This window comes from Shewanella vaxholmensis (assembly GCF_031932135.1).
GTDB classification, from domain to species: domain Bacteria; phylum Pseudomonadota; class Gammaproteobacteria; order Enterobacterales; family Shewanellaceae; genus Shewanella; species Shewanella hafniensis.
On record NZ_JAUOEV010000027.1, the window covers coordinates 19,894 to 45,974 of the forward strand.

24 protein-coding genes are annotated in these 26,081 nt (G+C 45.8%); 6 read left to right on the forward strand and 18 right to left on the reverse strand.

Annotated features, from left to right (window positions below):
* The first annotated feature begins 164 nt into the window (after positions 1 to 164).
* From Q4Q46_RS18890 to traI, 6 genes are read left to right on the forward strand one after another with little or no spacing between them, the layout of a single operon-like run.
* Entirely contained in the window at positions 165 to 1,553 is a 1,389-nt protein-coding gene (locus Q4Q46_RS18890) for a conjugal transfer protein TraH (protein WP_012197892.1), read from the forward strand.
* A gap of 2 nt (positions 1,554 to 1,555) precedes the next feature.
* A complete protein-coding gene (gene traG / locus Q4Q46_RS18895) occupies positions 1,556 to 4,369 on the forward strand; it encodes a conjugal transfer mating-pair stabilization protein TraG (RefSeq protein WP_012197891.1) in 2,814 nt (937 codons plus the stop codon).
* A 37-nt stretch (positions 4,370 to 4,406) separates the two neighbouring features.
* Positions 4,407 to 4,940: a hypothetical protein gene (locus tag Q4Q46_RS18900; protein WP_012197888.1), complete on the forward strand. Its 534-nt coding sequence runs from the start codon at positions 4,407 to 4,409 to the stop codon at positions 4,938 to 4,940.
* 2 nt (positions 4,941 to 4,942) lie between these two features.
* Positions 4,943 to 7,069, forward strand: coding sequence for a type IV conjugative transfer system coupling protein TraD (traD, locus tag Q4Q46_RS18905; RefSeq protein ID WP_259216213.1), 2,127 nt, complete (start codon positions 4,943 to 4,945; stop codon positions 7,067 to 7,069).
* A 13-nt stretch (positions 7,070 to 7,082) separates the two neighbouring features.
* Entirely contained in the window at positions 7,083 to 7,262 is a 180-nt protein-coding gene (locus Q4Q46_RS18910) for a MerR family transcriptional regulator (RefSeq protein WP_041411649.1), read from the forward strand.
* Between the two features lie 58 nt (positions 7,263 to 7,320).
* A complete protein-coding gene (gene traI, locus Q4Q46_RS18915) occupies positions 7,321 to 13,281 on the forward strand; it encodes a conjugative transfer relaxase/helicase TraI (protein WP_311906758.1) in 5,961 nt (1,986 codons plus the stop codon).
* Between the two features lie 20 nt (positions 13,282 to 13,301).
* On the opposite strand, the gene Q4Q46_RS18920 is transcribed toward traI, so the two are convergent.
* The 18 genes from Q4Q46_RS18920 to Q4Q46_RS19005 form a co-directional block, all read right to left on the reverse strand.
* Positions 13,302 to 13,661, reverse strand: a complete 360-nt coding sequence (locus Q4Q46_RS18920; protein ID WP_006087379.1) for a hypothetical protein — start codon at positions 13,659 to 13,661, stop codon at positions 13,302 to 13,304.
* Positions 13,662 to 14,219: 558 nt separating this feature from the next.
* On the reverse strand, positions 14,220 to 14,519 hold the full coding sequence (locus tag Q4Q46_RS18925) for a hypothetical protein (protein WP_311906759.1): 300 nt from the start codon (positions 14,517 to 14,519) through the stop codon (positions 14,220 to 14,222).
* Between the two features lie 79 nt (positions 14,520 to 14,598).
* Positions 14,599 to 15,036: an IS200/IS605-like element ISSod23 family transposase gene (gene tnpA / locus Q4Q46_RS18930; protein ID WP_012088248.1), complete on the reverse strand. Its 438-nt coding sequence runs from the start codon at positions 15,034 to 15,036 to the stop codon at positions 14,599 to 14,601.
* 150 nt (positions 15,037 to 15,186) lie between these two features.
* Positions 15,187 to 16,185: an ArdC family protein gene (locus Q4Q46_RS18935; protein WP_311906761.1), complete on the reverse strand. Its 999-nt coding sequence runs from the start codon at positions 16,183 to 16,185 to the stop codon at positions 15,187 to 15,189.
* A gap of 602 nt (positions 16,186 to 16,787) precedes the next feature.
* Positions 16,788 to 17,126: a type II toxin-antitoxin system HicB family antitoxin gene (locus Q4Q46_RS18940; RefSeq protein WP_012197942.1), complete on the reverse strand. Its 339-nt coding sequence runs from the start codon at positions 17,124 to 17,126 to the stop codon at positions 16,788 to 16,790.
* Positions 17,123 to 17,368, reverse strand: coding sequence for a type II toxin-antitoxin system HicA family toxin (locus Q4Q46_RS18945; RefSeq protein ID WP_006087375.1), 246 nt, complete (start codon positions 17,366 to 17,368; stop codon positions 17,123 to 17,125). Before Q4Q46_RS18945 ends, Q4Q46_RS18940 begins: the two co-directional genes overlap by 4 nt.
* Positions 17,369 to 17,564: 196 nt before the next feature.
* Positions 17,565 to 17,966: a hypothetical protein gene (locus tag Q4Q46_RS18950; protein WP_311906762.1), complete on the reverse strand. Its 402-nt coding sequence runs from the start codon at positions 17,964 to 17,966 to the stop codon at positions 17,565 to 17,567.
* A gap of 1 nt (position 17,967) precedes the next feature.
* Positions 17,968 to 18,591, reverse strand: a complete 624-nt coding sequence (locus Q4Q46_RS18955; RefSeq protein ID WP_311906763.1) for a hypothetical protein — start codon at positions 18,589 to 18,591, stop codon at positions 17,968 to 17,970.
* 675 nt (positions 18,592 to 19,266) lie between these two features.
* Positions 19,267 to 19,488, reverse strand: coding sequence for a hypothetical protein (locus Q4Q46_RS18960; RefSeq protein WP_011979510.1), 222 nt, complete (start codon positions 19,486 to 19,488; stop codon positions 19,267 to 19,269).
* Positions 19,489 to 19,518: 30 nt separating this feature from the next.
* A complete protein-coding gene (locus Q4Q46_RS18965; RefSeq protein WP_311906764.1) occupies positions 19,519 to 20,007 on the reverse strand; it encodes a hypothetical protein in 489 nt (162 codons plus the stop codon).
* Between the two features lies 1 nt (position 20,008).
* Positions 20,009 to 20,464: a type II toxin-antitoxin system HicB family antitoxin gene (locus Q4Q46_RS18970; protein WP_173242429.1), complete on the reverse strand. Its 456-nt coding sequence runs from the start codon at positions 20,462 to 20,464 to the stop codon at positions 20,009 to 20,011.
* A gap of 124 nt (positions 20,465 to 20,588) precedes the next feature.
* Positions 20,589 to 22,463: a ParB/RepB/Spo0J family partition protein gene (locus Q4Q46_RS18975; protein WP_311906766.1), complete on the reverse strand. Its 1,875-nt coding sequence runs from the start codon at positions 22,461 to 22,463 to the stop codon at positions 20,589 to 20,591.
* Positions 22,464 to 22,854: 391 nt separating this feature from the next.
* Complete coding sequence (locus tag Q4Q46_RS18980) at positions 22,855 to 23,088, reverse strand: hypothetical protein (protein ID WP_006087359.1); 234 nt, start codon at positions 23,086 to 23,088, stop codon at positions 22,855 to 22,857.
* A gap of 14 nt (positions 23,089 to 23,102) precedes the next feature.
* Complete coding sequence (locus Q4Q46_RS18985; RefSeq protein WP_311906767.1) at positions 23,103 to 23,834, reverse strand: endonuclease; 732 nt, start codon at positions 23,832 to 23,834, stop codon at positions 23,103 to 23,105.
* A gap of 411 nt (positions 23,835 to 24,245) precedes the next feature.
* Positions 24,246 to 24,536: a BrxR family helix-turn-helix transcriptional regulator gene (locus Q4Q46_RS18990; RefSeq protein ID WP_311906768.1), complete on the reverse strand. Its 291-nt coding sequence runs from the start codon at positions 24,534 to 24,536 to the stop codon at positions 24,246 to 24,248.
* Between the two features lie 13 nt (positions 24,537 to 24,549).
* Entirely contained in the window at positions 24,550 to 24,882 is a 333-nt protein-coding gene (locus Q4Q46_RS18995) for a hypothetical protein (RefSeq protein ID WP_311906769.1), read from the reverse strand.
* Between the two features lie 172 nt (positions 24,883 to 25,054).
* Positions 25,055 to 25,231, reverse strand: coding sequence for a hypothetical protein (locus Q4Q46_RS19000; RefSeq protein ID WP_311906770.1), 177 nt, complete (start codon positions 25,229 to 25,231; stop codon positions 25,055 to 25,057).
* A gap of 52 nt (positions 25,232 to 25,283) precedes the next feature.
* On the reverse strand, positions 25,284 to 25,961 hold the full coding sequence (locus Q4Q46_RS19005; protein WP_311906771.1) for a hypothetical protein: 678 nt from the start codon (positions 25,959 to 25,961) through the stop codon (positions 25,284 to 25,286).
* Positions 25,962 to 26,081: the final 120 nt, after the last annotated feature.

The window sequence follows — 26,081 nt, forward strand, 5'->3', positions numbered from 1 at the left end:
TTCATGGACACGATGTTAATCATCAATATTTTACTGGCCCTAGCCATTTATAAATTTGTACTCGTCCCAGTGCATGCATTGTTAAGTGCTGTTTGCTTGCGTGCGCTACGCACACTACACCCGCGCCATAACGGCAACATAAGCGGCAATACAGGGGGTAAATCATGAAACGCTTAGCACTGACACGCACACTACTGGGCGTCACTATTTCATGTTTGCTGACAACCCACGCGCATAGTGCGGGGGTTTCAGGTTCACTAAACGATTTTTTCAATGGCCTAGGCTATGGCACGAACGTGACCAATCCGGGCTCATTCAAAGGCCAAAGCGCCAACTATTACAGCGGCGGCAATCTCTTTGTGCGCAGCCCCATTCGCGACGCACAACTGGTGAGTGTGCAAATGCCCAGCATTGCCGCAGGCTGTGGCGGTATTGATATGTTTATGGGGGGATTCAGCCACATTAACTCTGACGCGCTGGTGCAACAAGGTAAGGCTATTATTGCTAACGCCGCGCCGTTTGCCGTCGATTTAGCCCTGCAAACGTGGGCGCCGCAAATCAAACAGATTAAGGACACGCTAACGGCCATTGCTGATAAGTATCTCAATCAGTCGATCAATTCTTGCGAGAGTGCCCAAGCGGGCGTGTCGGCACTGGCGGGGTTTGCGGGTGTAGGTAGTCAAAAATACATTTGTGCCACCATGGGTACACAAAATAACGCCTTTGCGGATTGGGTATCTGGCCAGCAAGAATGCGGCGCGGGCGGTCAAGCTAACAATCAGCTCGATAACGCCAAGAAAGATCCCGCACTAAAAGACATGGTGCGCAAAAACACCAACATCGTCTGGGCCGCCATTTTAAAAAACACCTTCCTTGCCAGCGATCCCACCTTGGCAGAATTTCTCATGTCGATTTCGGGTACATATATCTATGACGCGACTGGCAATGCGCGCGGCTATGGCTCACTGCTGACCGACAACAATAACCTGATTAATAGTCTGTTAGAGGGCGGCAAAGCCGAAACCTATCAGTGCACCAATAAAGCGATTGATCAATGTCTTGCACCGACACAACAAACGATCACGATCCAAAGTAACCACGGCCTGCAATACCGTGTAGATACCTTGCTCAGAGGCATCGCCAGTAAGATGCAAAACGACCAGCCACTCACAGATAACGACAAGTCGCTGCTCGAATACACGACACTGCCCATCATGACTTTTTTACGCACTGAACTAGAAGCTGGACTCACGCCCCAAACCAATACTTACGCCAAAATCATCAGCGTGCAGTTTATTACCCTCTATCTGCAAAACATGCTGTCGATTGTGAAATCCTCTATCACTGCGACGAACAATGATCCCAAAGACATTGATCGTATCGAGCGAGACATTATCAACGCCAACCGCTTTTTAGAAGGACTCACCGCTAAAGCTCAAAATGAGGCCGTATCGCAGCACCAGCTCATTATGCAAAACCAGCAAATCAAACAGCAAATAACGGGCGCCATGAGCGCTAAAGCTAAGGCCAACTTGAATTTTGGGGAGCGATAACCATGGCAGTTGAGATTTTCACCTACAGCAACGGTGACGTGGCCAAACAAGTGATGAATGCCATTGCCGTGCTGTTCAAGTCCGATTCATTTGCCAGCATGATAAGCATCTGCGCACTGTTTGCCGTTGTGGCCACCGCGCTGCACTTTTTCATCAAGCGTGACCATAACGCGATTATGAAATGGTGCGCGGTTTACTTTGCCGTGCCATTGCTTGCCATGAACACCACCGCCACAGTGCAAATTACCGATCTAACCAATCCGACGGGGAACTATCGCGTGGACAATGTGCCGGCGATTGTGGCGTATCCAGCCTCATGGGCATCGCACTATATGTATGCCACCACCCAAACGGTGGAAGATATTTTTCACGTACCGGATGATCAACAATACAGTAAAACGGGCATGATGTTTGGCTCAGAGCTGTACAAGTTATCCAGACAAAGCGAGATAGAAAACACCCAACTTAAAGGCTATTGGCAGCACTACATCAGCAGTTGTATTCGCGGAGATATGCTACTCAATAATAAATACACATGGCGAGATTTAGCCAGTGCGCCGGATATTTGGGACTTTCTAGCGACTCACAACCCTTCGCCGCTACGGGCTATTCAAATGGGTCCTAATGACTATCCTACCTGCAAAGAAGCCCTTCCGCGCCTCAAGCAACTATTCCAAGCAGACAGCGCAAAAAGCATCAAGTTACTGGGCAGTTGGATTTATGGTGAAAAGGCTACAAGCCAACAAAGCTTTTTGAATACCAGCATCAGTGGTGGTTATCAAAAGTACGCCAATATCAGTCAAAGCGCGTCGCAAATCACGCTGCAAAACATGACGATTAACGCCTTGCGAAATGGCCTCGCGGATGATGCAGCGGTGAGCAACAACACCGCCGCCGCATTCAACTACGCCTATACACAAAACAAAATGCAAACCACATCGATGTGGGCGGGAATGGCCCTGCAGGCGCGCGAATTTTTGCCCATGCTGCAATCAATTTTGTTTTTGCTGTTTAGCTCTGTCGCCTTTTTAGTGGTGGCGATTGCCATGATCCCCTCACTCACGTTTCAAGTGCTCGGCAACTATTTCAAAGGCTTTATCTACCTTGGCACATGGCCGGTGATGTTTGCCCTCATTAACTTCATCATGACCACGCGCTTATCCCTTAACGCCACCGAAATCACAAACATTTACGGCGGTATCACGTTAAGCAACGTTGATCCCTTACAAGAAATGCACTCCCGCTATGCGGCCATGACCGGCTTTTTAATGATGAGCGTACCGACATTAATTGTCCCGCTCATTATGAAAGGCGGCGCGTCGGTAATGAGCAGTATGTCGCATCAGTTCGCGGGCATGATGAGCAGCGTTAACGCGCGCACCTCTGCAAGTGCGGCAAGTGGTGATATCAATTTGGGTAACGCTCAGGTGGATAACTACAGCTACAACAACACCAACGGCAATAAAATCGACACCACTGGCGTTGAACGTATTCACGGCAACACCAAGCAAGATGCAACCGGTTATGAAACCACGACCTTTGATGATGGCAAACAAGTCATTAGTGGCCAAAATGCCCTAAGCCGTAGCTTGCCGGTGAACATCAGCGGTAATGATGTGTTATCAAACTCATTATCTCAATCAGCCACTGATAGCATCAATGCCAGCAAGGTTTCAGGTGAACAAGTCAGTACAAGCATTGCAAGCGTCAACAATGCCGCGTTAAGTCAAATGAGCGGAGTTAATACATCGAACAGTTATGGCAGCAATAGCGCCACCGGCGACAGTGGTTCCCATAACAAAGGCTTCTCAGATATGAGTAGCACAGTGAAGTCTTATGCCAAAGATTTTAACGTGTCAGAAGAACAAGCCTTAAGCGATTTAACCACTATGTATATAGCCGCAGAAGCAGGGGTAAAAGTTGGCACACCTGGGAGTGGAATATTTGGTTCTGGCGCACATGTTTCCGCCAATGCAGGCACCAAAGGGTCAACCGATGAGTCTAACAGCTCGCGCATGAGTGAAAGCGAACGCGCAAGTCGCCAAGAAAGCTACCTTGACCAGTTCAGCACTAACGTTAACACCGTGAAGTCATATAGTAGCGGCGAACAAGCGAGCGAAACTAACAGTAAAAATGCAGGTGAAACGCAAAGCTTCCTACAGGGAATTAACGAAGCAACAACCCAAGCTAAAAACTACCAATCTCAGCTCACCGAAGCACAAAGTTACACTGATGCAGCCAATAGCGTGAAGAGTGGCTCAATTAGTGTTGGTCGCGATTTCAATCAGGATTTTGTTAATTTCGTCGGAAAGGCAAGAGAGCAGGAAGGGGATTTCATGGATGTTATCAAGGGCGAAACCCCTCAAGCGATAGAGACGAGAAACCAGCTAGTCGAAGAATTTGCAAACAGCCCTGAAGTCAAAGCGATGGCTGAGCAATATAAAAATCATGAATTTCCGCAAAACAGAGATGACATTGTGCAAGCTCAGGAGCGTTACGCTTCAGACATTGATGTCAATAAACAGCAATCACCACATTATGCTCCTGCGCCGCTTAATGAAAGCCTCTATCAATCAGGCGAATTTGAGCGCATCCAAGGCCATGCTGCGCAAGGTAACGCTGAAATTAGACAAGATGTTTGGAAGGAAGAGCGCGACCATACTCCTTCAAATGTTCAGAGCATTGATATGGAACAAGCCCGTGCAGACGCAAAAGCTGCGCACGCGCTAATACCGCAAGACAATCGAAGTGACGATGAAAAAATGGCAGAAACAGTACGTCAATCAAGTCCCTTTAATACAGGACCAAAAATGTGATAATAGCCATGACTTTCAATCACAAAGAGATAATCTCATGAACATCATTAAAACAGGCGCACTGTTGCTGTGCTTATTAAGCCCCTTGGCTCAGGCTGAAACCACCCTGTTCGGCCTCACCTTGGGCAAATCCACACTGCAAGAAGTTGAGCAATCCTACACGCTCCAAGACAAAAACACTGCATCAGGACAGTCTGATAGACGGAATTATTATGTCGTTGATGGCAAGCAGTTTAATGAGCCACAGCTTAAAGACGCCGCGCTGTATTTTGATGACGCTCAAACATTAGGAACCATCCTGTTTACCTTCCCGAGCTCCTTAGAAAAGTATAAGGCGCTAGAAGAACAACTTAGCCGCCAATACCCACGCATAAAAATGGCCCCCTTCGTATCGGAGCCATTACGCCTCGATAAAGCCGAGTTTCAAAATGACACCACCCATATCCGACTGGAGTACAACGTTTACAGCACTTTCTTGTCCTTTACTGACCTAAAGTATCGCGCTGCCAACCAAAAACGCCTCGCTGAAAAGAAAGCCCTCGAAGGCAATAAACCGAAAAAGGAACCCTAGACGTGACCTTAAACCCCAAACGTACTAAAGGCAGTAACTACACCCGTGGTGGCCAGATTTTATTTCACAATTTGCGGATGTTCCTGCAGATTAACGCCGTGCTTATCCGCTGGACGTGTTATGGCGTGCTCATCTTAACAGCGCTGCTATGCTACCTTTTCATTGATAAAGATACCTTAACGGGCGCTTATTATTATTGGATAAACCAAACAGTTAGCGTGTTTAGACCAGAAAGTCATGTTATGCAAACTGAATGGCAAGGCACTGTCTATACCAGTACGTTAGGGTCTCAATTGCAAAACCCGATACTGATTGCGGCCAACAGCCGCTTTTGGTTGTGGGCACAAATTTACCTCCTCATAAGCAGTGTAATTGGCATCGTTTTTCTGTCCGTGGCCATGTGGTATTTCAAGAAAAAAGGGGACGAGCAAACCGAGGAACACTTTATTCGGGGGATGCAAAAAGCCACGCCGAAGGAATTAGCAAAACAGCTTAAAAAGGACAAGCGCCAGTCCGATTTCAAGCTCGATGGCATCGGTATTTTCAAAGAACGCTTTGAAGTACAACACTTGTTACTCGATGGCACCACGGGCGCGGGAAAGTCCGTGGCGCTGCGTAAGTTTTTAACGTGGATACGTGAACGGGGCGACAAAGCCATTATCTATGACAAAGGCTGTACCTTTGTCAGTAAATTTTATAATCCAGCAACGGACGTACTACTAAACCCGTTTGATGAACGCTGTGCCTATTGGGATGTGTGGTGTGATGCGCATGAACCCTCAGATTTTGAGAACATGGCGAGCGCGCTCATTCCCCAACACGGCGAGGGCGATCCATTTTGGGTGCAATCTGCTCGCACCATTTTTTCATCTACTGCATTTAAGATGCAAGATGAACCTAAAGCGAACCAAACCACTGAACGACTGCTTGAACTCATGCTGACCAGCGAGCTTGAGTCCTTAAGTGAGTATCTTAAAGGGACCGAATCGGCCTCACTGGTATCAGATAAAATCCAAAAAACGGCGATATCCATTAAATCAGTCCTCGCGGCCTACATCAAATCATTACGATTCCTTGCCGGACTGGATGAAAAGGACGAACAGGGAAAACTCCTTCGCCGCAAATTTTCAATCCGTGAGTGGGTGAAAAACGATGCCGAAAATGGCTTCCTATTTCTATCCAGTAACGCACAGCAACATGCTTCATTGCGGCCACTGATCTCAATGTGGCTATCCATTGCCTCGACCGCCATTTTGGAACAAGACGAAGATCCCGACCGCAGAATTTGGGTGTTGATGGATGAAGCACCAAGCTTGCACAAGTTACCTGAACTTGCCGAAACAATCGCAGAAGTGCGCAAGTTCGGCGGCTGTTATGTCATAGGCATTCAGTCATTCGCACAGCTTAAAAAAGTCTATGGCGAAAATGCGGCACTTGAAATGTTCGACTTGCTCAACACTCGCTTATTTTTCCGCTCACCCTCTAACGAAATGGCCAAAATCTCGTCTCACGATTTAGGCGAGCAAGAAGTCGATGTTTCTAAAGAGCAATACAGCTACGGCGCTAATGAAATCAGGGATGGCGTATCACTGGGCCATCAAACCATTACCCGCCCTGTGGTCACGCCCTCTGAAATCATGCAGCTTGAAGATTTACAATTTTGGCTGCGCACGCCTGGCAATTATCCCGTGGTAAGAGTGGATTTAGAGTTTAACCAAATGCGCTCACTGTGCGCCCCGTTTATTAAGCGGGATTACACACCATCTGAGAAAGTGAAGAAATTAGAGATAAGCCTTAACTATCACCAATTCAGCGCGGCACAACATCTCGATAAGGCTGATAAAACCAAGCTCCAAAGCATTCATGACACCATGTATGAAGGGGATGAAAACAATGATGAACGCAGCGCGGAAGCACAGCGCATGACCAAACTTGCTGAAAAAACCGATGCGGTCGCCCAAAGCCTCATCGATGCGAAAAAGGCCAAACCGACTGAGTTAGCGCTCAAGGATGCAGAGAAGAAAAAAGCCGCTGAAAAACAAAAGGCCAATGACCAGCACATTGAGGATGCACAGCGACTTGAAGAGCAACAAATAGCCTCAGTACATGAAGAAATATCGCTCGACTAAAGGAGCTAAAACGATGACCTCATTCAACACCACAGTACGAGTGCCCGAATTGTCGGCGAAAAAGCCCTCACGTAAAGCCTCTAAAAATGACAATGAACGGATGAACGTCATGCGTCGAATTGAAGCCATCAAGGAACTCAAAGCGCTGGGCTTCACGTCTGACGAAATCAAAGCCCAACTCGACTCAGAATAAACCTACCGGATTAGTTCACCTCGCGCCCCGCGCGAGGTCCCTCTAAAGGAATATCATTATGCTTTCCATCAGTCCCATTGCGTCGAGCGCTGGCGGCGCGGCCAGCTACTACCTCAGTGAAGAAAAGAACCTCAATTTGCCTGACGTGTCGTTAGAAAAAGCAGCGGACGCCAAAGAAGGGGAAACCAACTATTACTTGAAAGAGCAGAGCGCCGAGCCCAATACCCAATGGTTTGGCAAACTGGCAGAGCAAGAGGGAATGCTAGGTAAGCCCGTTGAAGAACATCAACTCAAAGAGGTGTTAGCCGGTAGCCTGAACGACCAAACGCTTAAAACCCAAAACAGCAACGCCCGCAACGGTTTTGACTTTACCTTTTCGGCGCCTAAATCCGTCAGTTTGCTTGCACTCGTGGGCGGCGATAAGCGCTTAATGACAGCGCACGATGACGCGGTAAAATTCGCGTTATCGCATATCGAGAAAGATGCGGCGCAGGCCAGACAAACTAACCCTGATACCAAAGCGACCTCTTTTGAAAACACGGGAAATTTGCTGTTTGCAATGGTGCGTCACAAAACCAGCCGTGAAGAAGATCCGCAGCTGCACACCCACTCACTCACCGCCAACATGACCAAGGACAGCGAGGGCACATTGCGCGCGCTGGCAAGCAGCTTTAAACAAAAAGGCGGCATCATCAATGGCACGGGTGAGCGGGTTTATAACCATCAAAAATACTATACCTCGCTCTATCAAAGCGCCTTAGCCCGCAGTGTTGAACAAGCGGGTTATCAAACTCGTTCACTGGGTAATAATTTGTTTGAAGTCGAAGGTGTCCCGCAGTCCTTACTCGATACCTTTTCAACCCGTAGCCAGCAAATCAACGAACAAACCCAAAGCTTAGGTTTAGACTCCCAAGCGGCGCGGGATGTGGCCGCAAAGGACACCCGCAAGAGTAAAGCCTATACCAGCGAAGCCACCTTGTTTGAGCAATGGAAAAACAAAGCCAATAACAGCGGCTTTAACCTGACAAGCTTCGTGACGGACAGCATGTCACGAGAAACATCACTCAATGCGTTAGCGCTCAAACCCGCCGCTATCGATGCGGTGAGTCGCGCGATTGAGCACGCCAGTAACACCCAAAACCGTTTTAATTACGCGAAATTAGTGGAATCAGCCACGCTTGAATTTACACTAGGCCAGAAGCTCGATGCGCTCGATATTAAATTGGCACTCGATAAGCACATTGAAGATGGCGCACTCATTCCGCTTGATAAAGAGTCTGCGACCTTTACCAGCGCCGCCCACATCAAAGCCGAAACTAACCTGCTAGAGAGCATCAAGCCAAAAACGGCCAACATGCGCCAAGTGGTCGATACCAACACGCTTCAAGGCAAAGGCTTAAATGCGGACAACCAAAAGAAAGTCTCTGAACTGTTCGCCAGTACCAAACAAGTTAACCTAGTGAACGTCTTTGGTAGCAGTGAACAGCTCGCGACCGCCCTGCTCAATGTCGGTGAGGCCAACGGTAAACGTATTCACATCATTACCCCTGACATGAAAAGCAAACTGCAAACCAGTGAACGAGTGCAACGCGATTCATCGACTGTGGTGAAGTGGATAATGAACCACTTCAAACCCGACCACACCCATACACTCAGCAGCTTTACTAAAACGGCCAACAACACTAACCGCGATATTTTAGTGGTTGAGAACGCCAATAAACTCGGCCTTAACGACTTTAATGCCCTGCTCGCGCAAGCCAAAGCGGGTAACAGTAAAGTGATTTTGCTCAATCACGCCAATGCCAAGCAAGGCATGAAAGCCGGTAACGCTATCGAGGTACTTAAAAAAGGCAACGTAAACGAAAGCAACTGGGTCGCCACAAAACAAAGCAACACAGCCATGCGACTGCATGAAAGCAAAGACAGTGACAGGGTTAACCTGATTGCAAAAACTTACGCGCAACTGCCCGAGAAGCAACACACCCAAGTCATTGCGGGCACCCATAAAGATGTGAAGCAGCTTAACAGCGCCATTCGCGCAGAACTGCAAAATCAAGGTGATGTATCGCGCCTTGGGCTCAACATCCCTACCCTTAATCCCGTGTTCTTATCCGCGCAGCAACGGGAAGTCGTCGGCCAGTACACCAAGGGCATGGTACTCACCCAATGGCAAAAAGTCGGTGGCCGCAATCAACAGCAGCAATTGACGGTGGACAGTGTAAACCGTGATAACAACACCCTCACGCTGATAGACAAAAACGGTAAAGCATCTGAGATTAACCCCAGCAGCAAAGCCTTTAAAGCCGCAGAGTACGTGATCGCTAAACCGGACAATTTACATATCGCCAACGGCGATAAACTCATCATGGCCACAAACCATCAAGACAGTGGTTTGAGCAAACAAATTTATACGATCAACGCCCTGTCCAAAGAATGGGTCACGCTCAAAGACGAAAGCGGCAAACAGCACAGCGTTAAAGCCAGTGCATTGCACCATGCGCCGCTCAATCATGGTTACGCCACCACGCCAAGCAATGCCAGCCCTAATGCAAGTCACCACATCGTCAACATTAAAGCCTATAGCGCCTCAAAAGAGTGGTTACATGACACCCTGACACAAGGCATCAAACACATCGATATATTCACCGACAAGGCACAACAATTTGATGACCGATTAGAAAAAAGTGAGGTGAAACCATCCAGTATTTCGCGCATCATGCAAGCCGCTGACATGCCAGAAAAGTTCGTGAATAGCCAAACCACGGCCCTGCTCACCCAAGATGTGACCGCAGCACTGAATGCCATTGGTGCCCAGCATCAAGACAAAGGGCTTATTCACAATGCCGTGGACTTTGCCATCCAGCACATTAGCGAGAAAGAAGCCGGTTACTCACAAAAAGAGCTGATTGTTAATGCGATCAAGTACGCATTTGAGGAAAAAGGCACCAGCATTACCCAACATGAAATCATCAACACCCTGCAACACATGGCCACGAACAGCACGGATAAAGGCGCGCCCTCACTCCTGAGCGCCGAATACCACGACGGCACCCGCTGGACAACCCAAGCCGCTATCGATACCGAAGTGCGTATTTTAGACAGACTGCAAGCGGGCAAAGATCAACTTGCGCCCCTTACCAGCGTTGAACACGCCGCGCAGGTACTCAGTCAAAATCAAAACCTGACCGATGGCCAAAAAGACGCGACCTTGCTTATCACCACCACCAAAGACCGATTTGTGGGTGTTCAAGGGTTAGCGGGTACGGGTAAATCGACCATGCTTGAAACGGGTATCGATCTTGTTAAACAAAGCGAATCCATTCTCAACACACAACCCAATAAGACACCGACACAATTCATCGGTCTAGCGCCGACACACGCCGCCGTTAACGAACTCAAAGACAAGAACGTCGAAAGCCAAACGGTGCAATCACTCCTAAGCAACTTTTTAAGCCAAGATGCGAAACCTGACCAATACGCCAACACCGTGTTCTTGCTCGATGAATCCTCGATGACCAGTAACGCCCAAATGGATAAATTTACCCATTTGATTGAGACAACAGGCGCGCGCGCCGTGTTCTTGGGTGACACTAAACAGTTAACGTCCCAAGAAGCGGGTAAACCTTTTGAACTCGCGTTAAACAAAGGCGCAATCAATAGCGTCACCATGAAAGACATTGTGCGCCAACAGAACAGCACGCTACTGAGTGCAGTACACAATATTGTCGATCGCCAAGGCGAAAGCGCTATTGATAAAATTCAGCAACAATTACCCTTTGACCAATACACCGCGCCCACCGCGAACGACGCGGTAACGCCCGAAAAGCAGGCGACAGCTAACATCAATCAAAGCTTGAATATCATTTCTACTTTGCAGTCGATAACCGATAACCCAAAGAAAAACCAGCAACTTGCGACCGAAGCCCTGCCCGCCACGGTGGCACTGGAATACTTGGCCAGAACACCTAAAGCGCGTGAAAATACCCTTATCATTGCGTACACCAACAAGGAACGCGACGACATTACCCACGAAATACGCCAAGGGTTACAGCAACAAAAAAGCCTCAGTGCTGAGCAATTCACTGTACCGAGATTACGCGGAGTTCATGCCAGTAAGGCGGAACTGGCGACCATGTTGCCCTATCAGCAGGGATTAATCCTGACGACCGGTAAAGACAGTTATTTTGAAATTATGAAGGTCGATAAGCTCAATAACATGCTCACCCTCGCGGATATGAAAACCGGCGAGGAAAAGCATTTCTTCCCCAAAAATCATGGCCACAAATTCACGAACCTTTGGGCTAAGAGTGAGCAACCTCTCGCAGAAGGCGACAGTATCATGCTCCGCAAAAGCGATATTGACCGTGAAATGCAGGGCAACAAAACCTATACCGTTAGCAGCATTGACGATAAACAAATGCAGCTCAAATCCACGGATAACCACACATTAACGCTCTCAACCAAAGATTTGAAAGATGCTCATTGGGATTACGCATACACCCGCACCGCCGATATGGCGCAAGGGGCAACCTATGAGAATGTCATTACCGCGATTAAGGGCCAAGGTGCATTAACTAACGTAAGGCGCGCGTATATCGATATCACCCGTGCCAGTAAGCACGTAAAAATCATCACCGATAACCCGCAAAAAATGATGATCTCATGGGTCAATAACGATCCCAATAAAGTCTCTGCACTTGAGACAAGAGATAAGTATTACCCTGAACATACCCCGCTATTTAATGACAAACCCTTGCCGCAGGAAAACCCAAAGTACCTCGATGTAAATGGATATGTGGATCTAAAACTGATGGCCACCGAGCTAAATGCCAAGCTTCCGGCCTACAGTGAATCACTGGCAACGCAGCTTTTAGGTGAGCCGAACCGCGATAAATCAGACAAAGATAACCTGACATTTGGCAAAGAGGGGAGCATAACATTGACCACAACGGGCCAATATCGCGGCTATTTTAAAGACTGGAAAACCGGCGATAAAGGCACCCTAATTAACCTGATTATGGTCGCTGAAAAATGCAGTTATAAAGATGCACTTTATAAAGCCGATAAAATGATGAACGAACCCGATAAATATAATCTGGTGAAAAACCCACAGCATGATGAACTAACACATGCCATTCCGGTTAAGCAAAGCCAATTAGAAGCGCGCGCGAAGCAATACTTTAACGAAGCTAAACCTATAGAAAACTCACTCGCACAAACCTATTTAGCCAAGCAAGGAATCGAGGTTACGAAGCATGAAAACTTACGTTTTCACGATGCCGTTTATTCGTCAGAAAAACGTGGAACCTTCCCCGCATTAATCGCGAATATCACCAATGACAAGAGTGAAACCAAGGCAGTAGAAATCACTTACCTTGATAAATCCAGCGGTGACATTGCAGCGCTAAAAATAAATAAGCGCATACTCGGCTCTAAATCGGGGAACAGCACGACGATCAACAAAGGCAATAATTCAGACTATAGTATTGTCGCTGTCGGTGTAGAGAATGCGCTTAAGATAAATGCTGACAATAAAAACGGGGCTGACGTTATTGCGCTAAACAATAATAATGACACTAAAACATTTAATACAAATGAATTGCGCGAAAACGTGATAGTGGTACTTGATACTAATAATTCACAAGACACTGCAAAACTGGCTAATGACCTTACGGAAAAATTCAGTAAGGAAAATATACATGCGGTTATTATTGAACCCAGTCTGATACCTGACGGCTTAAACAAAGTCGAAACGACAAAGCAATTAGTCAATGAAGCGGTCTATAGCATAACGACAAAAGACAATACACTATCTAAAGCCATTCAATCATTGAGTCATGATATTGCAGGCACAAAAAATATCACGATGAAAGATGACAGCACTAACGTAGCAACGAATAAAATAAAGCACGATGAACACTATCAACATTTAGCAATGGATAGCCACCGTTCACCCACGAAAGAACATAGCCCCAACATCGACAATCCTAAATTGGATATTGGGGAAAAGACCATGTAATGAATATATAAAGAGGACACTTAGTCCTCTTTATTTTCTCCCGCTAAAATCTGCTCAACTTTTTCCTCTGCCTTTCTCATTGTGTCCTTATGCTTAATACCTGCATTCTGTATATCAACAGGTGCCGCATTGTATGTCTGGTAATAGACCAGACTGCTAGTGTGTTGCGCCTTAACTGTATAGGTCAGAATCACCTCTAACAGTTCGCGAGTAGATAACCCCTCGGCATCATCTTTATGCTCAAGAATACGCAGAGCAAACAAGATCAAATCTCGCGCGGCGGCAGCATCTTTTTCTAAACCCTTCTCTTCTCGATAAGCAACAATCTTGGCATAGAGATCTGCATCGCAGGGGACTTGCACAACTTTACTTCTGGCCATAGTGACATTATCCAATGTATTAAAAGTGTATTAACAACGTATAGGTTTGCATTATAACTGTATTAATCAGTGTATTAAAGTTTAATACACTCACAAATTGAGCTAATGAGTAATTCGTTTATAAACATCACTTTAATACTAAATAATACACACGGTATTAATACTGTATTAATCCGCCTAAAACCATTGGTACAAGGGCTTTTAATACGATTGTATTATTTTATTAATACACCTTTAATACGATTTAGTGTAAAAACGAAATGAATTTTCAAAAAAAAAATTTTAAACTATTTTTACATTTAATCGCTTGATTTCAATAGCTTACACCACAAACAACCATAAGAATTGATTTATCAATTCTTGCGTGGGGTGTGGTCTTATTCTCAAGGTACCAACTTCACTATTTCGCCAGGATTTTGCACTTTTCATTTTTTGGGGACTTTTTGGGGATTTTCGATTTTTGCTAGGCGGCTGCCGTATGAAGCGGCAAAGGTATCGGGGGATTTTCAGGCCAAAAAAAACGCACTCAATGAGTGCGTTTTCTGCAAGCGTGGCGGCTTAATATTCGCTTGGCAATAATGCGGTGGTTCGTGCTCTGTCTGCCTCGGTGATGATCCATATTTCTACACCTTCAAACTGATAAGCTGAAAGGATACGACCGCCCTTAATTAACATCTCATTATTAAGCTGGTAATCTTCATCCTCTAAATCGCCCCAATCTCCGATCGCGTGACGATAGAACAAAGACGCTAACGCTAAACCATTACCATGGCCGTTATTGACCAATTCATTTATCCCTTTAGATGTATACAATGCACCAAGCCACTTCAATTTATCTTCTATTGTTTTATCCGACATATCTATTCCTAACTAGTAAAGAATCCGCCTTCTTAGAAGGCGGCTTTGACTTGCCCCTGGAAGGGGCTATTCCAAGAACCTACATCATCTGCAACGACAATTGAGCCTCATGTTCCTGATCTTGTTTATCTTGATGGCGCACATATCGTCTAATGATTTCTTCATTAACCCCTACTGTATCTACAAAATAACCTCTGGCCCAAAAGCTATTACCCCATAGCTTTTTACGTACATGAGGGAATTTATTGAATAGCCTTATCGCACTTCTTCCTTTCAATACTCCCATCAGCGTTGATACTGACAGCTTCGGCGGGATTATGACTACCAAGTGAACGTGGTCTATCTGAACGTTTAATTCTAAAACCTCACAACCCTTCATATTGCAAAGGATATAAATTGACCTATATAACTCCTTACCAAGGTTTCCTTTTAAAATTTTAAAACGGTACTTCGGAGTCCAAACAATATGATATTTGCAACGCCAATAAACATGTGATGAACTTCTATAATCACCCATGCTTTTCGTTTCCTCTTACTTGTGGTGAATAAGAAGTCTCTTTTAGCATGGGCGTAATTCAGGCTATAGCCTCAAGTAACAATCACCACCGCCAGAGGCGGTGGTTTTGGGATGACAATAAAAGGCTTAGTGAAAACTAAGCCTTTAAAATCAAGCGGCCTTTAACTGTTCGCATGTAACTTGCATTAAATACTGATGAGCCTTAGACGCGGCACTGGCGGCTTTAAAAATATAGCGCTTATCATTCTTTAACTGCGTTAACCAACTTGCGATATAAGACTCATGCTGAACGTCACCGCTAATATTTAACTCGGCCATTAAAAAACTTGCGCCTAATTCAGCGATCAATTCTTCAAAGGCGTAATCATCCGAACCAAATCGAGATCCCTTTATTCTGTCTAATCGGCTTTTTGCACCTGTCCAATGCGTTAACTCATGCAATGCCGTACAATAAAAATCAAGGCTATTTGAGAAACGTTCGCGAGTGGGTAAAACGATGTTATCGGTAGAGGGTCTAAAAAAAGCTTTATCTCCTTGCTCTACAATATTCGCACCTGTTTTACTAATGAAGCTTTCAACATGATCAATTGCATCAAATGAATTGTTAACGTTGAAACCTTTCACTTCCTCAACATTTAACCCGTCGATTTGCTCAACGTTAAAGACAGTGAAACTTTTAAGCATGGGAATAACTTCTTTTTCACCTTGTTCATTTTCTTTTTCCCAACTCTTATAAAAAATAATTGAGGTGCCCTTCTCGCCTTTGCGAACTTGACCGCCTAAATTATTCGCTTGGTTATAGGTTAAAAATTGATTTGATGAAAATCCCGCATCAAATGCCGCCGCCCATAACAACAAAACATTAATACCGCTATAGGCTTTTTTAGTATCGAAATTAATCGGCAAACCTGCACCGATTGAATTTCTCTGCCACGGACACACCCAAGGCTTTACACCTTTATCTAATGCCGCAATGATTTGATCAGTGACGACCTGATACATATCTACTTTTTTAAATGCTTTTGCACTTTTACTTTTTGTTTTGCTTTTTGAGATATCGTCTTTGGAGAGCCTGCTTGTCGCTTGTAAGCTGGCTTGCTCGCTGAAAGGCTTAGTGTGGCTTACTGGGGTAGTGATTGAGTGTGTCATGGCTGCTTGCTCCGTTTGGGGTCTATCATCTTCGTTTTCGCCTGACGTCCTGCTCGCTCGCCATCGTTCTGATTGACAAGGGCGCGCAGCGGCGAAGCGAACCCTTGGCAAGCGGGTTGTGGTGAGCGACAGATAAGACGGAAGCGTAAACGAAAGGGATAGAACCAGGAGCGGCCATGATGCCGAAATGAACGACCAGCTTAGCCACACTTGCCGCGCAGTGAGTAGGACTGTGCTTGGCGGTTTGGTCGTTGCGTTAGGGATTGGCAAGCAGGAACGTAGAGCCACGGCAAGCTTGCTTGCCATCAGTGGATCACGTTATCGCGGGGAGCGAAGCGAAAAGCCCGACCGAAGGGAACGCCCAAGTTCATCAGTGGTATTTAGATGACATAGCGCGACAGCAGCCAATAGACACTCAGAGTAAATAGATTGACCGCCGAGGCACGTTTCAAAGCACACCAAGGGGTATTGTCAGATAAACGGAAATGGGCGGCGAAGCCGCCGCTTGTTTCGCGTTTTGCGGGGAGCTAACAGGGGTAATGTTCAGTTTAAGTAGATCACATGGCTCTGGCTGATATCATTGCTCGACAACGATTTGCAGCCTACAAACCCACGCTTTTTTGAACTGCCCTTTTGATAAACTCATTCGTGCTAGTCGATGCCTGAAATGCCGCGATAGACGCAGCCAAATGCAAGTCATGGCCTAATCTGACATTAAGCGATCCCTTGCAGGGCTTCTCTGGTTGAATGTCCTGTTGAGCACAGTCAGCAAGATAAGCGTTAATCGCCTCTTGAAAGGCTTGCTCTAACCCTTTGGCTGTTTCGGCCTCATAGTTGATCAACGGTGAAATGAATAGCACCTGCCCAAACAGAATATTATCCTCTGGGCTGATTTCTACAGAGCCGTGATAACCCTTATATGTCATTGTATTTTGCATCATAGTTTCCCCCATTCGGTTAATTTGTCTCTCACTTGGCGCAATGCGTAAGCCTTTAATTCATTTTTAGGATGCGGTTTATGCAGGTTGATTAACTCCTTCGGAATGCCATTATCAAACTTAACCCTCGAACCATCACCCTCGACTTGTTGATAGCCGAGCACTTTTAACGCCCCCGCTAATTCATTCCAAGTCAGTGTTTTGGACGATTTGAGCTTTGCTAATAATTTATCCGTTTTCGTCATAATGCCCCCTGCGATATAGGGGATCATTATACCAAATCAACCGCAAAAAGTGCAACTATATATAGTTGCAAATGAGATATTTTCGAGACTTAACCTATCGAATGGTTTGAACTTAAGACGAAAAAAACGAAGTGGGTCATGATGTGAATTAACGAGAAAGGGGAACGCATGTTCCCCTGTAAGACGTTCAGGCTGCTTACACAAACTGCCCTTGCAGATCCTTAATTCTCACTATCGGATAGCGATTAGCATTCTCTAAGCATTTAGCGCGAGCCCTTTCGATATTGATCGCTGAATCAATAAAATAGCATTGTTTTTGGGCAATATCGTTTTCAGAGTCATAGCCAACAATAAAAAAGCGGGGGGAATATTTAACCTCATCCACGGTATAACGGATCGCCTGACCTGTCGCGGATTCGTGATGGCCAATGTACCCGATCCCGTTAGCATTCAAATCAGCCATGTGGCTACTGACAACCGATGTTGCATAGTCCGCAGGCCAACCCGTTGCAGGGGTGCGACCATATAAACGTTCATGTTTATATTGCCCTTGTAAATAGGTGTTCATTTCTTCAAACGTCACTGAGGGTTTGCACATATCATACCGCCCCCGTGTTAGTGGCTAACTCAATGCAGCCCCCTTCCATCACAAACCAAAGGGCATGATGTGTATAGCAATCGCTTATCTCCCCGTTAGCCTCCACCGACACATAAACCGTTGATGTGATCCCCGAGGGTAAAGACCACATGATTGAAACGTGCTTATTTCGATAGTTCTGACTTAACGCCCTCGTTAGTTCATCAAGTGAGAGGCATTGCGTATCGTTGCCAAAATTCTTAATCACGACAGGAAAACGAACCGAAACCCGTTTTTTGTCAGTGCTAAACACATTGAAACGCACGCGATAATCAATACTTGCGCCATTGCGTCGAGGTTGATCGATTGATACGACATTTTGAGCCACTTTTGCCGCGACCAAGAACCGTTCAACCGCTTCAAACAACAACCCCTGTGAGTAGGGATACCATGCTTCATTTGCCACCCCTTCAAGTCCGAGGCCGCAGAAGTGGAAGAAGTTCATTTCAGTTAAAACAATGATCGTCAACTCGCCCCTTTTTTGCTGTTGAATATCGTCTTTGGAGAGCCTGCTTGTCGCTTGTAAGCTGGCTTGCTCATTGAAAGGCTTAGTGTGGCTTGCTGGGGTAGTGATTGAGTGTGTCATGGCTGCTTGCTCCGTTTGGGGTCTATCATCTTCGTTTTCGCCTGACGTCCTGCTCGCTCGCCATCGTTCTGATTGACAAGGGCGCGCAGCGGCGAAGCGAACCCTTGGCAAGCGGGTTGTGGTGAGCGACAGATAAGACGGAAGCGTAAACGAAAGGGATAGAACCAGGAGCGGCCATGATGCCGAATGAAACGACCAACTTAGCCACACTTGCCGCGCAGTGAGTAGGACTGTGCTTGGCGGTTTGGCGGTTGCGTTAGGGATTGGCAAGCAGGAACGTAGAGCCACGGCAAGCTTGCTTGCCATCAGTGGATCACGTTATCGCGGGGAGCGAAGCGAAAAGCCCGACCGAAGGGAACGCCCAAGTTCATCAGTTGTATTTAGATGACATAGCGCCACAGCAGCCAATAGACACTCAGAGTAAATAGATTGACCGCCGAGGCACGTTTCAAAGCACACCAAGGGGTATTGTCAGATAAACGGAAAAGGGCGGCGCAGCCGCCGCTTGTTTCGCGTTTTGCGGGGAACTAACAGGGGATACTAGAGCGACTATCGGCGGCCAATGAAAACGAGCCTGAATGCGGCTGCGCCGAAATAAAGGGCAGAAATGGCAATGAACAGCCAACAAATCACCAATAGTAAATTATTCAATAAAGCCATCAACATGTCGCTCGCTTATTTTATCAATTCAAATACTTTACGGTTAGCAGCGGTTTTGGTGTTATCAGTCAACGGCCAAATTTCCCAAGGAGAATCGACGCCCGTGCGACTTCTGAGAAAGCTATCTCCCTTGCGCCATTGAAACTCTTCGTAATCAATACACCACTCAAACACTTCACCCTGTTTGACGGACTTGAGATCACTTATCTTCACAATCTCTATCGCACGTTGAGACATGCCTAACCCTCCTTGTCGTTATCGCAACACTCACATTTCTTCATCTTCCCACTCGATGAGGCGGTATTTTTGAAACTCTGGATGCTCTTTAAGCTGCTCGTGAACATCAGCGGGAATATGAAAATTCAACTCCCCCGCTTCAATCAAATACTTCAAACACGCTAAGCCCTCATGCTCAAGCCCAGACTCATCAATCACGCGCTGCACTTGATTGGCTTGGCATCGATACCGCGCCCCACCGACAACGACATTCACCGCGCCAGAGGGCATAAAAATCATCGTCACTGGATAGTGATGGCCGCCAAACAGATTCACAAAGGAAAAATAGACATGATGACCTTCACGAGTACAACTCACGATATTGTTGATTGGCATGATAACGCCCTCACTGTGTTGCACTGGAATAATGTGGATCGGTTCATCGGCTTGTACGGCTTGCTCATAGGCCGCGACAACCTCGGGATTGTCCATAAGCTGCGCTTTCACCTCTGAAAATGGAATACCGGTTACTTTGCCCATATCAATCTCCCACTTTTGAACACGATCTTACTGAGTCTGCGCTGTTCATTAACTTATCAGCTGCCTTGGCTAAGAAGTCCGAACGGTCTTTGAACTCGCGATGAAACGCCACAAAACTATCGATACGTACAATCTGCGATTCAGACAATGTGATATTGAGGCGTTTTTGTTTCGCTTTGAGCGCCTCTAGCGGCACCTCTAAGGCCAGCCATTGGTCGAACTTGGGATGCAATGCCTGATAGTCGCGATAACCTTCATTCAAGCTATCGACTAAATGACCATCGTTGATCACTTCCTCGGCCATTAATAAAATGGCTTCCTTAGCCTTAAACAAGATTTCTTCTTGGCTATCCGCCGCCGAAAAACAGCCATAGCCTAATTTTTCAAACACGGGAATAACGATACCAAACGCCTGCATTTCATCAGCAGGGCTTTCGATCCCGACCATAAATAGCATGGTAAAACCTCTGCGTTAACCGTTGAACCATTATACACACGCATACACACAACTCAATTTATTTAGTTAATTTTTGCTCAGATTTACCCTGAATTAACAGGGTAAATCTGCATCAGTATGCGGCTTAAAATCCAGCGGGCATCAACGCATCAAAGTAGGCTTTTTGTGCATCATCTAGCCCTTTTCGCTCCCCGTTCACTAAGCTATCAACCTGATTTGCTAAGTCCTTTTTCTTGAGTGCGGCGGCTTGTAATGCCCACTGCTCACCCATGACAGGCTGAGCCATATCAATTAGACAAGACAAGCTCACGCGCTTAAAGAAGGTTTCCGCAGTAGGTCGCCAGTAGTTAGACCATTTCACATCGAGCGTGGATATCACGGCCTCAACAGCTTTATGACTATTATCAATTGACGCCTCGAACATGGAAGCCGTGGCGTAAGCCACCTGCTTTTCTTTCTCTTTTACATCGAGGGTGCAAAAAGCGTTAAAGCGTTCAGCGACCGTTGGCAGACCAACCCACGCTAAATTAAGACTGGCTCTAACCCCTTCAATCAACTGCACCGCTTTGTTATCCGTGAGCGCTCCCGTTTTAGGATGGCAAGTGGTGTCGTTAACGCTGATATGCAGTGGACGGCTGCCATAACGTGAGTCAGTGAACGCGCTTACACAGACAGAGAAATGCAACGTATCAAGCGCCACCGTTGGCGCACTCATTAACGCATGTTTCGTGATAATCAAACGCTGCGCCCGTAAGTCGTCATTAAGCGCAGCGGAATAACCGCTAGCATCCTTATCTTCAATTTTTTTCACGTCACCCACGTTGAGTGGGTCTGATTGCACACTGGCTTTTAATTGTGCCAGCGCCTTTTTATCGTCCTTATGCACTAACCCAATATAGATACTGACAGGCTCACCATAACTTTTTAACACGAGCATACACCCCGCTAGCGCCATTTCAGCGGGATCATACTCACCCTCTTTTGAGTCTAGAAGCCCAAACCCTGCAAGTTCATCGTATTCAGAAACTAACTTTATCTGTGTCCACTTCCAGCCACGCGCGATTAACTTTGCGGCTTCGATTTCCAATTTTGCGGTCGCTAATGATTCGAGCAGGGCTTTATCATCAAGATAGACTTCGTCACTGAACAAGTCTGAGGTCACAACCCCGCCCGCTTTTTCGTATTCTTCTTGGCCAACAAACTGAGCCAAATAGTGATCAGCATTCACAGCGGCGTCTTTAAGCATATTGCGGAACTGGTTTTCGTTGTAACGTCTATCGCCTGCCAGCTCCCACACTTCGACTTGTTTTTCGACACTGGCAATCGTGAATATCATCACGACATCAAGCGACACGTTCCCCGCTTTGTACGCATCGAGCACAACAGGGGCGACCATGCTTAACTTCATGCGCTGCTGCACAAATTTCGCTGTCACGCCAAACCGCGCCGCAACATCAGCAATGCTCGCGCCCTTATTCACCATGTCAGCAAAAGCGTGAAATTCATCGACTGGGTGCATCTTTGCGCGTGTGAAGTTTTCAGTCATTGATAGCTCGGTGGCATAGTTGGCTACTTCTTCGGCTGTCAGCAACTTAACAGGCACAAGCGTTTTCGGTTTCAGCTTATTATTTTTGACCGCTTTAATGAGCTGTCTCAGTCTACGGCCACCGCCCAAAACTGGGTATAAGCCTTGCGCGTTCATGGGCTCGACGATCAAATTTTGTAAAATGCCATGCGCCAAAATGGAGGCATACAACTGTTCATCGTCAGCCTTGGACGCATTTTCTTTACGCACGTTCTTCTCAGACAACACCAACTGGTTAATCTGCAATTGCAGTAACACTGGCTTTGCTGTTGAGGCCAATGCCACCACAGCGTTAGCCGCTGTTGCCGATTTTTGAGCAATATCGGGCTTGTGAGAGCCTGCTTGAGTCTTTGGGCTGGCAGGTAAAGTGGTGGCTTTAGTGTGAGTTGCTTGCGCTTGAATTGAGTTTGTCATTGCTTGTTTTCCTGTCGTTTAAATATCGTTCTCGTCTTCGCCTAACTTCCTGACTCATTTCACGTTCTGACAGACAAGGGCGCGCAGCGGCGAAGCCTCCCTTGGCGGGCAGGTTGTGAAATGAGACAGATAAGAAGTGACAGCGCAGACGTGAACGGTATTGACAGGGAAACGATGACAAGCGATAGAGAAGCGCACGCTTACTCACACTTTAGCCGGCAATGAACCGGACAGTGCTTGTGACTTTGATGTTTGCTTTGGTTTGGGACTTGGTGGTTGCGTTAGGGATTGGCAAGCAGGAACGTAGAGCCACGGCAAGCTTGCTTGCCATCAGTGGATCACGTTATCGCGGGGAGCGAAGCGAAAAGCCCGACCGAAGGGAACGCCCAGTTTAAGACCAATCTCCGGTGAGCTGTTTTACTTCCGTTTCGCGAAGACAAAACGCCGTATTAATCGACGTTAGATTATCAAACTTCTCACGTTGAGTGAGCGCAGGATCTTGATCTATTTTACGCTCAGCGCCGGTCACTTGGATTAATAGCGTATCTAAATTCTTACTGGCTTTAAACTTACGCAACCAAACCAAATCCAACTCTGACAAGGTATTATTATCAATATAGTTCATAGCTTCTCGTATATTTACCAAATATTAGCTTGCTGACAGCGACTTTTGACGATCTCATTATCATTGAGCTGAATGGCGGCAATTTTTTTAGCCCGCTGACACTCTTGGACATTCACCGGATATTGCTTATCCCACGCACTCATTAACTGCCGCTGCGACTTACTCATAGAATATTTAGGATAACTTTGGTCCATATACAGATAGGACCGAGCAATGCGCCCTCTAGCGTCTTCGGGAGGTTGAGCTCTGCTGCCATCAATGCGCATATCACAGGCACCAAAATCAGATTTAGCCGACGGTAACAAGGCAAAATTGTAATTACTGCGCAGCGCATTCACAGCGCCAATGGCCGGAAATAGATTGTGCATATCCGCTTGCATGTATCGATACTCAACATTCATCTTCTCGGCACACTTGCGGCCCTTGAACGACTTACCTTTGCTATCGACACATTGCCCATGGCCATCACGCCACTCAGTAAATGCTTTGCCAAAATTTTCGGCGGGTACAACGTGTTCCCATTCAATTTTTTTAGCGCGCGCTAAATGCGTTCTAGTAGTAAATCCTGGCGGAGATATTACCTGCCCTTTTGCGTCAAATACAGCACCGCAATAAAGGGTTTCCCGCTGATCTTGATAGACCGATAACAGCTGTTTTTTAGCCTGATTAAACGACTGATTCGTCGTATTGGAAGCAACAGCAAAAAGGGGAATTACCGCAATGATAGAAATTAAAAAACGATTCAAAAACAAACCTCTTTTCAATGAGATTGACTACATTTGATTAATCTAAAAGCTGTGTTAATAATGCGATACTGCCAAATATTCTACTTTATCCAGAAACTTAGGCGGCCAAAGATATGACTTGTTTAAGCGATCATTATCGACGACAGCTAATGAGGCTATTTAGTTAAGTAAATGACAAACCTCTGTTTTTTCATCACACAAAAATGATTTTCCGCTCAGTTAACACTAATGACTGAGAAGCCTTTATGCTCCCCACATTTAAGACATGAATCAGGCACTTTGTCCCCTTCAAAATAATGCTTGTTATCACCGCATTTTTCACAATGAGAGCAATAAACAGCATCGTGCATTTTGGCCGCAACTTTATGAAGATCAGACAAATCTACGTTTAATTTCATGCATTGATTTCCGTTATTTATTAAATGTTCCAAAAACAGTGTTCAAAGCATCTACAAATTCACCTGCTTTGACATCACCAAGGAAGCAGGGCTTAAAAGAATCGGTGGCTATGTATTTTTTCTTAGCTGGCACGTAGATCATTGAGTCTGGATTCGCGGCCAAATAGTCTTGAAAGACTCTACTCACTTTTTGACGACCTAGCCCCAAATGACGGTAAATATCTTGGCTGGTAACGTGTCCATTAAGCACAAGTTTTGCATCAATCAACTTTAATACTGCGTCATCAAGTAATGGGCGTGACATAAATTATTTTCCGTTACCAAGTCCATTCCGGTTCTCTGTCATGTGTTTGCGGTGATCCCACACTAAAAGTGCATACATATGAAATAAAATTATGTTGGTCATCGAAATAACCGTAAGGAGCTGTTGGACATATTGATTGTCTGGTTTGTTCTTGCAGGAAAAAAACATAGTTTCGAGTCAAAATGCCCTTTTTTTGAATCAGCTGAGCAATTACATCAGAGAGAAATTCTGGACTGATTTGCTGGGATACAAGGTAGTTACTCAAATCCATTTCATCGTATAAATACAAAGGTTTATAACCTGATGGAGGCAAACTGTAATCTGGAATCAATATATTGTTGTGCATAAATTGTCCGCTCTATTTAGTTCACACGAAGCGAAGACCACTTATCAAGTAACGTGGTGATCTTGTCTTTCACATAAACGCCAATACCGCGCTGGCAGTTTTGAACCTCACTGATTCTTTCTGCTAGCCCAGAGCGGGAGTCGCCAAACACCGCTCTGGTTTTAATTACCGATTATTTACTGTTTTTCTTTGGCAAGCCTCTTACCGCATCCATATCCCTAGCATCACCCGCAGCCGCGATTCTGGATAGCTGGCGTTCTGACTTACCCCACCGTTTAGCAATTTCTTCAAATGTCCAACCCTTTGAGTTTGCGATTATTTGAAATTCTGTGACCTTTTTACCTGTCATATGCGTCCAGTATACCTCATAATTTTAACCCGTCAAATATGTCTAGTATTGTTTATGGTTGTTTCACAGGTTTGACCTGTAGCAATGGCGAAATTTGCTCAATGGTGTACAGCCAATTAGCAGAATCAATGCAGCGATAATTAATCAACTTAGTTATATTGGAGTAGTCTTGCTGTAGATTTCGATTTATCAAATGTTCATGGTGAGCAATTCTGTTACGAACTAAGCGGATGGATTCGAGTGAATTATAGATTTCAGAAAGAAGTAAGGCAGTTGTTAGATGCCCGGTCCCGTTAGGGAATAAGTTAAGAAGTTCTGCATCCCACAAACGAGTTGAATGGCGGCTAGTAAACATCTTTTGCCAAAACACAAACTTCAATTCAGGGATTACCTTACCAGTAGAAACCTTATTACGTCTTGCCGCAATGAGATCTTGCCTAGGATTGTATCTACCTTTGTTCGGTAGTGTCAGCTCAAAGGATTGTTCCCAAGGCCATGATTTCCCATAAACCTTTGTAAGAACTTGATCTACTGCGTTTCTTACCACGACTTCACAAATATGTAGTGGCAACATGAAAGCAGAAGAAATTTGTCCGTTCCAACTATACAAAGCCATAGCGCTAGCATCACAATAAGGCTGTCCATAATAGTTTAGAAACGTCTGTATTCTTGGTTTTGAAAGCGCTTCAATGACATTGTTTATTTCAAAATGATTTGACGTATGCGTCATTTTTCCTTATCCTTTGGTCACTAGCTACAAGATTCGCGGGCTTAAGCCTCCACTTGTAGACATATGAAGAAGTAAAAAACCCAACATTTGTTTGGGTTTTTTGCTTTTTAGCAGCTATCT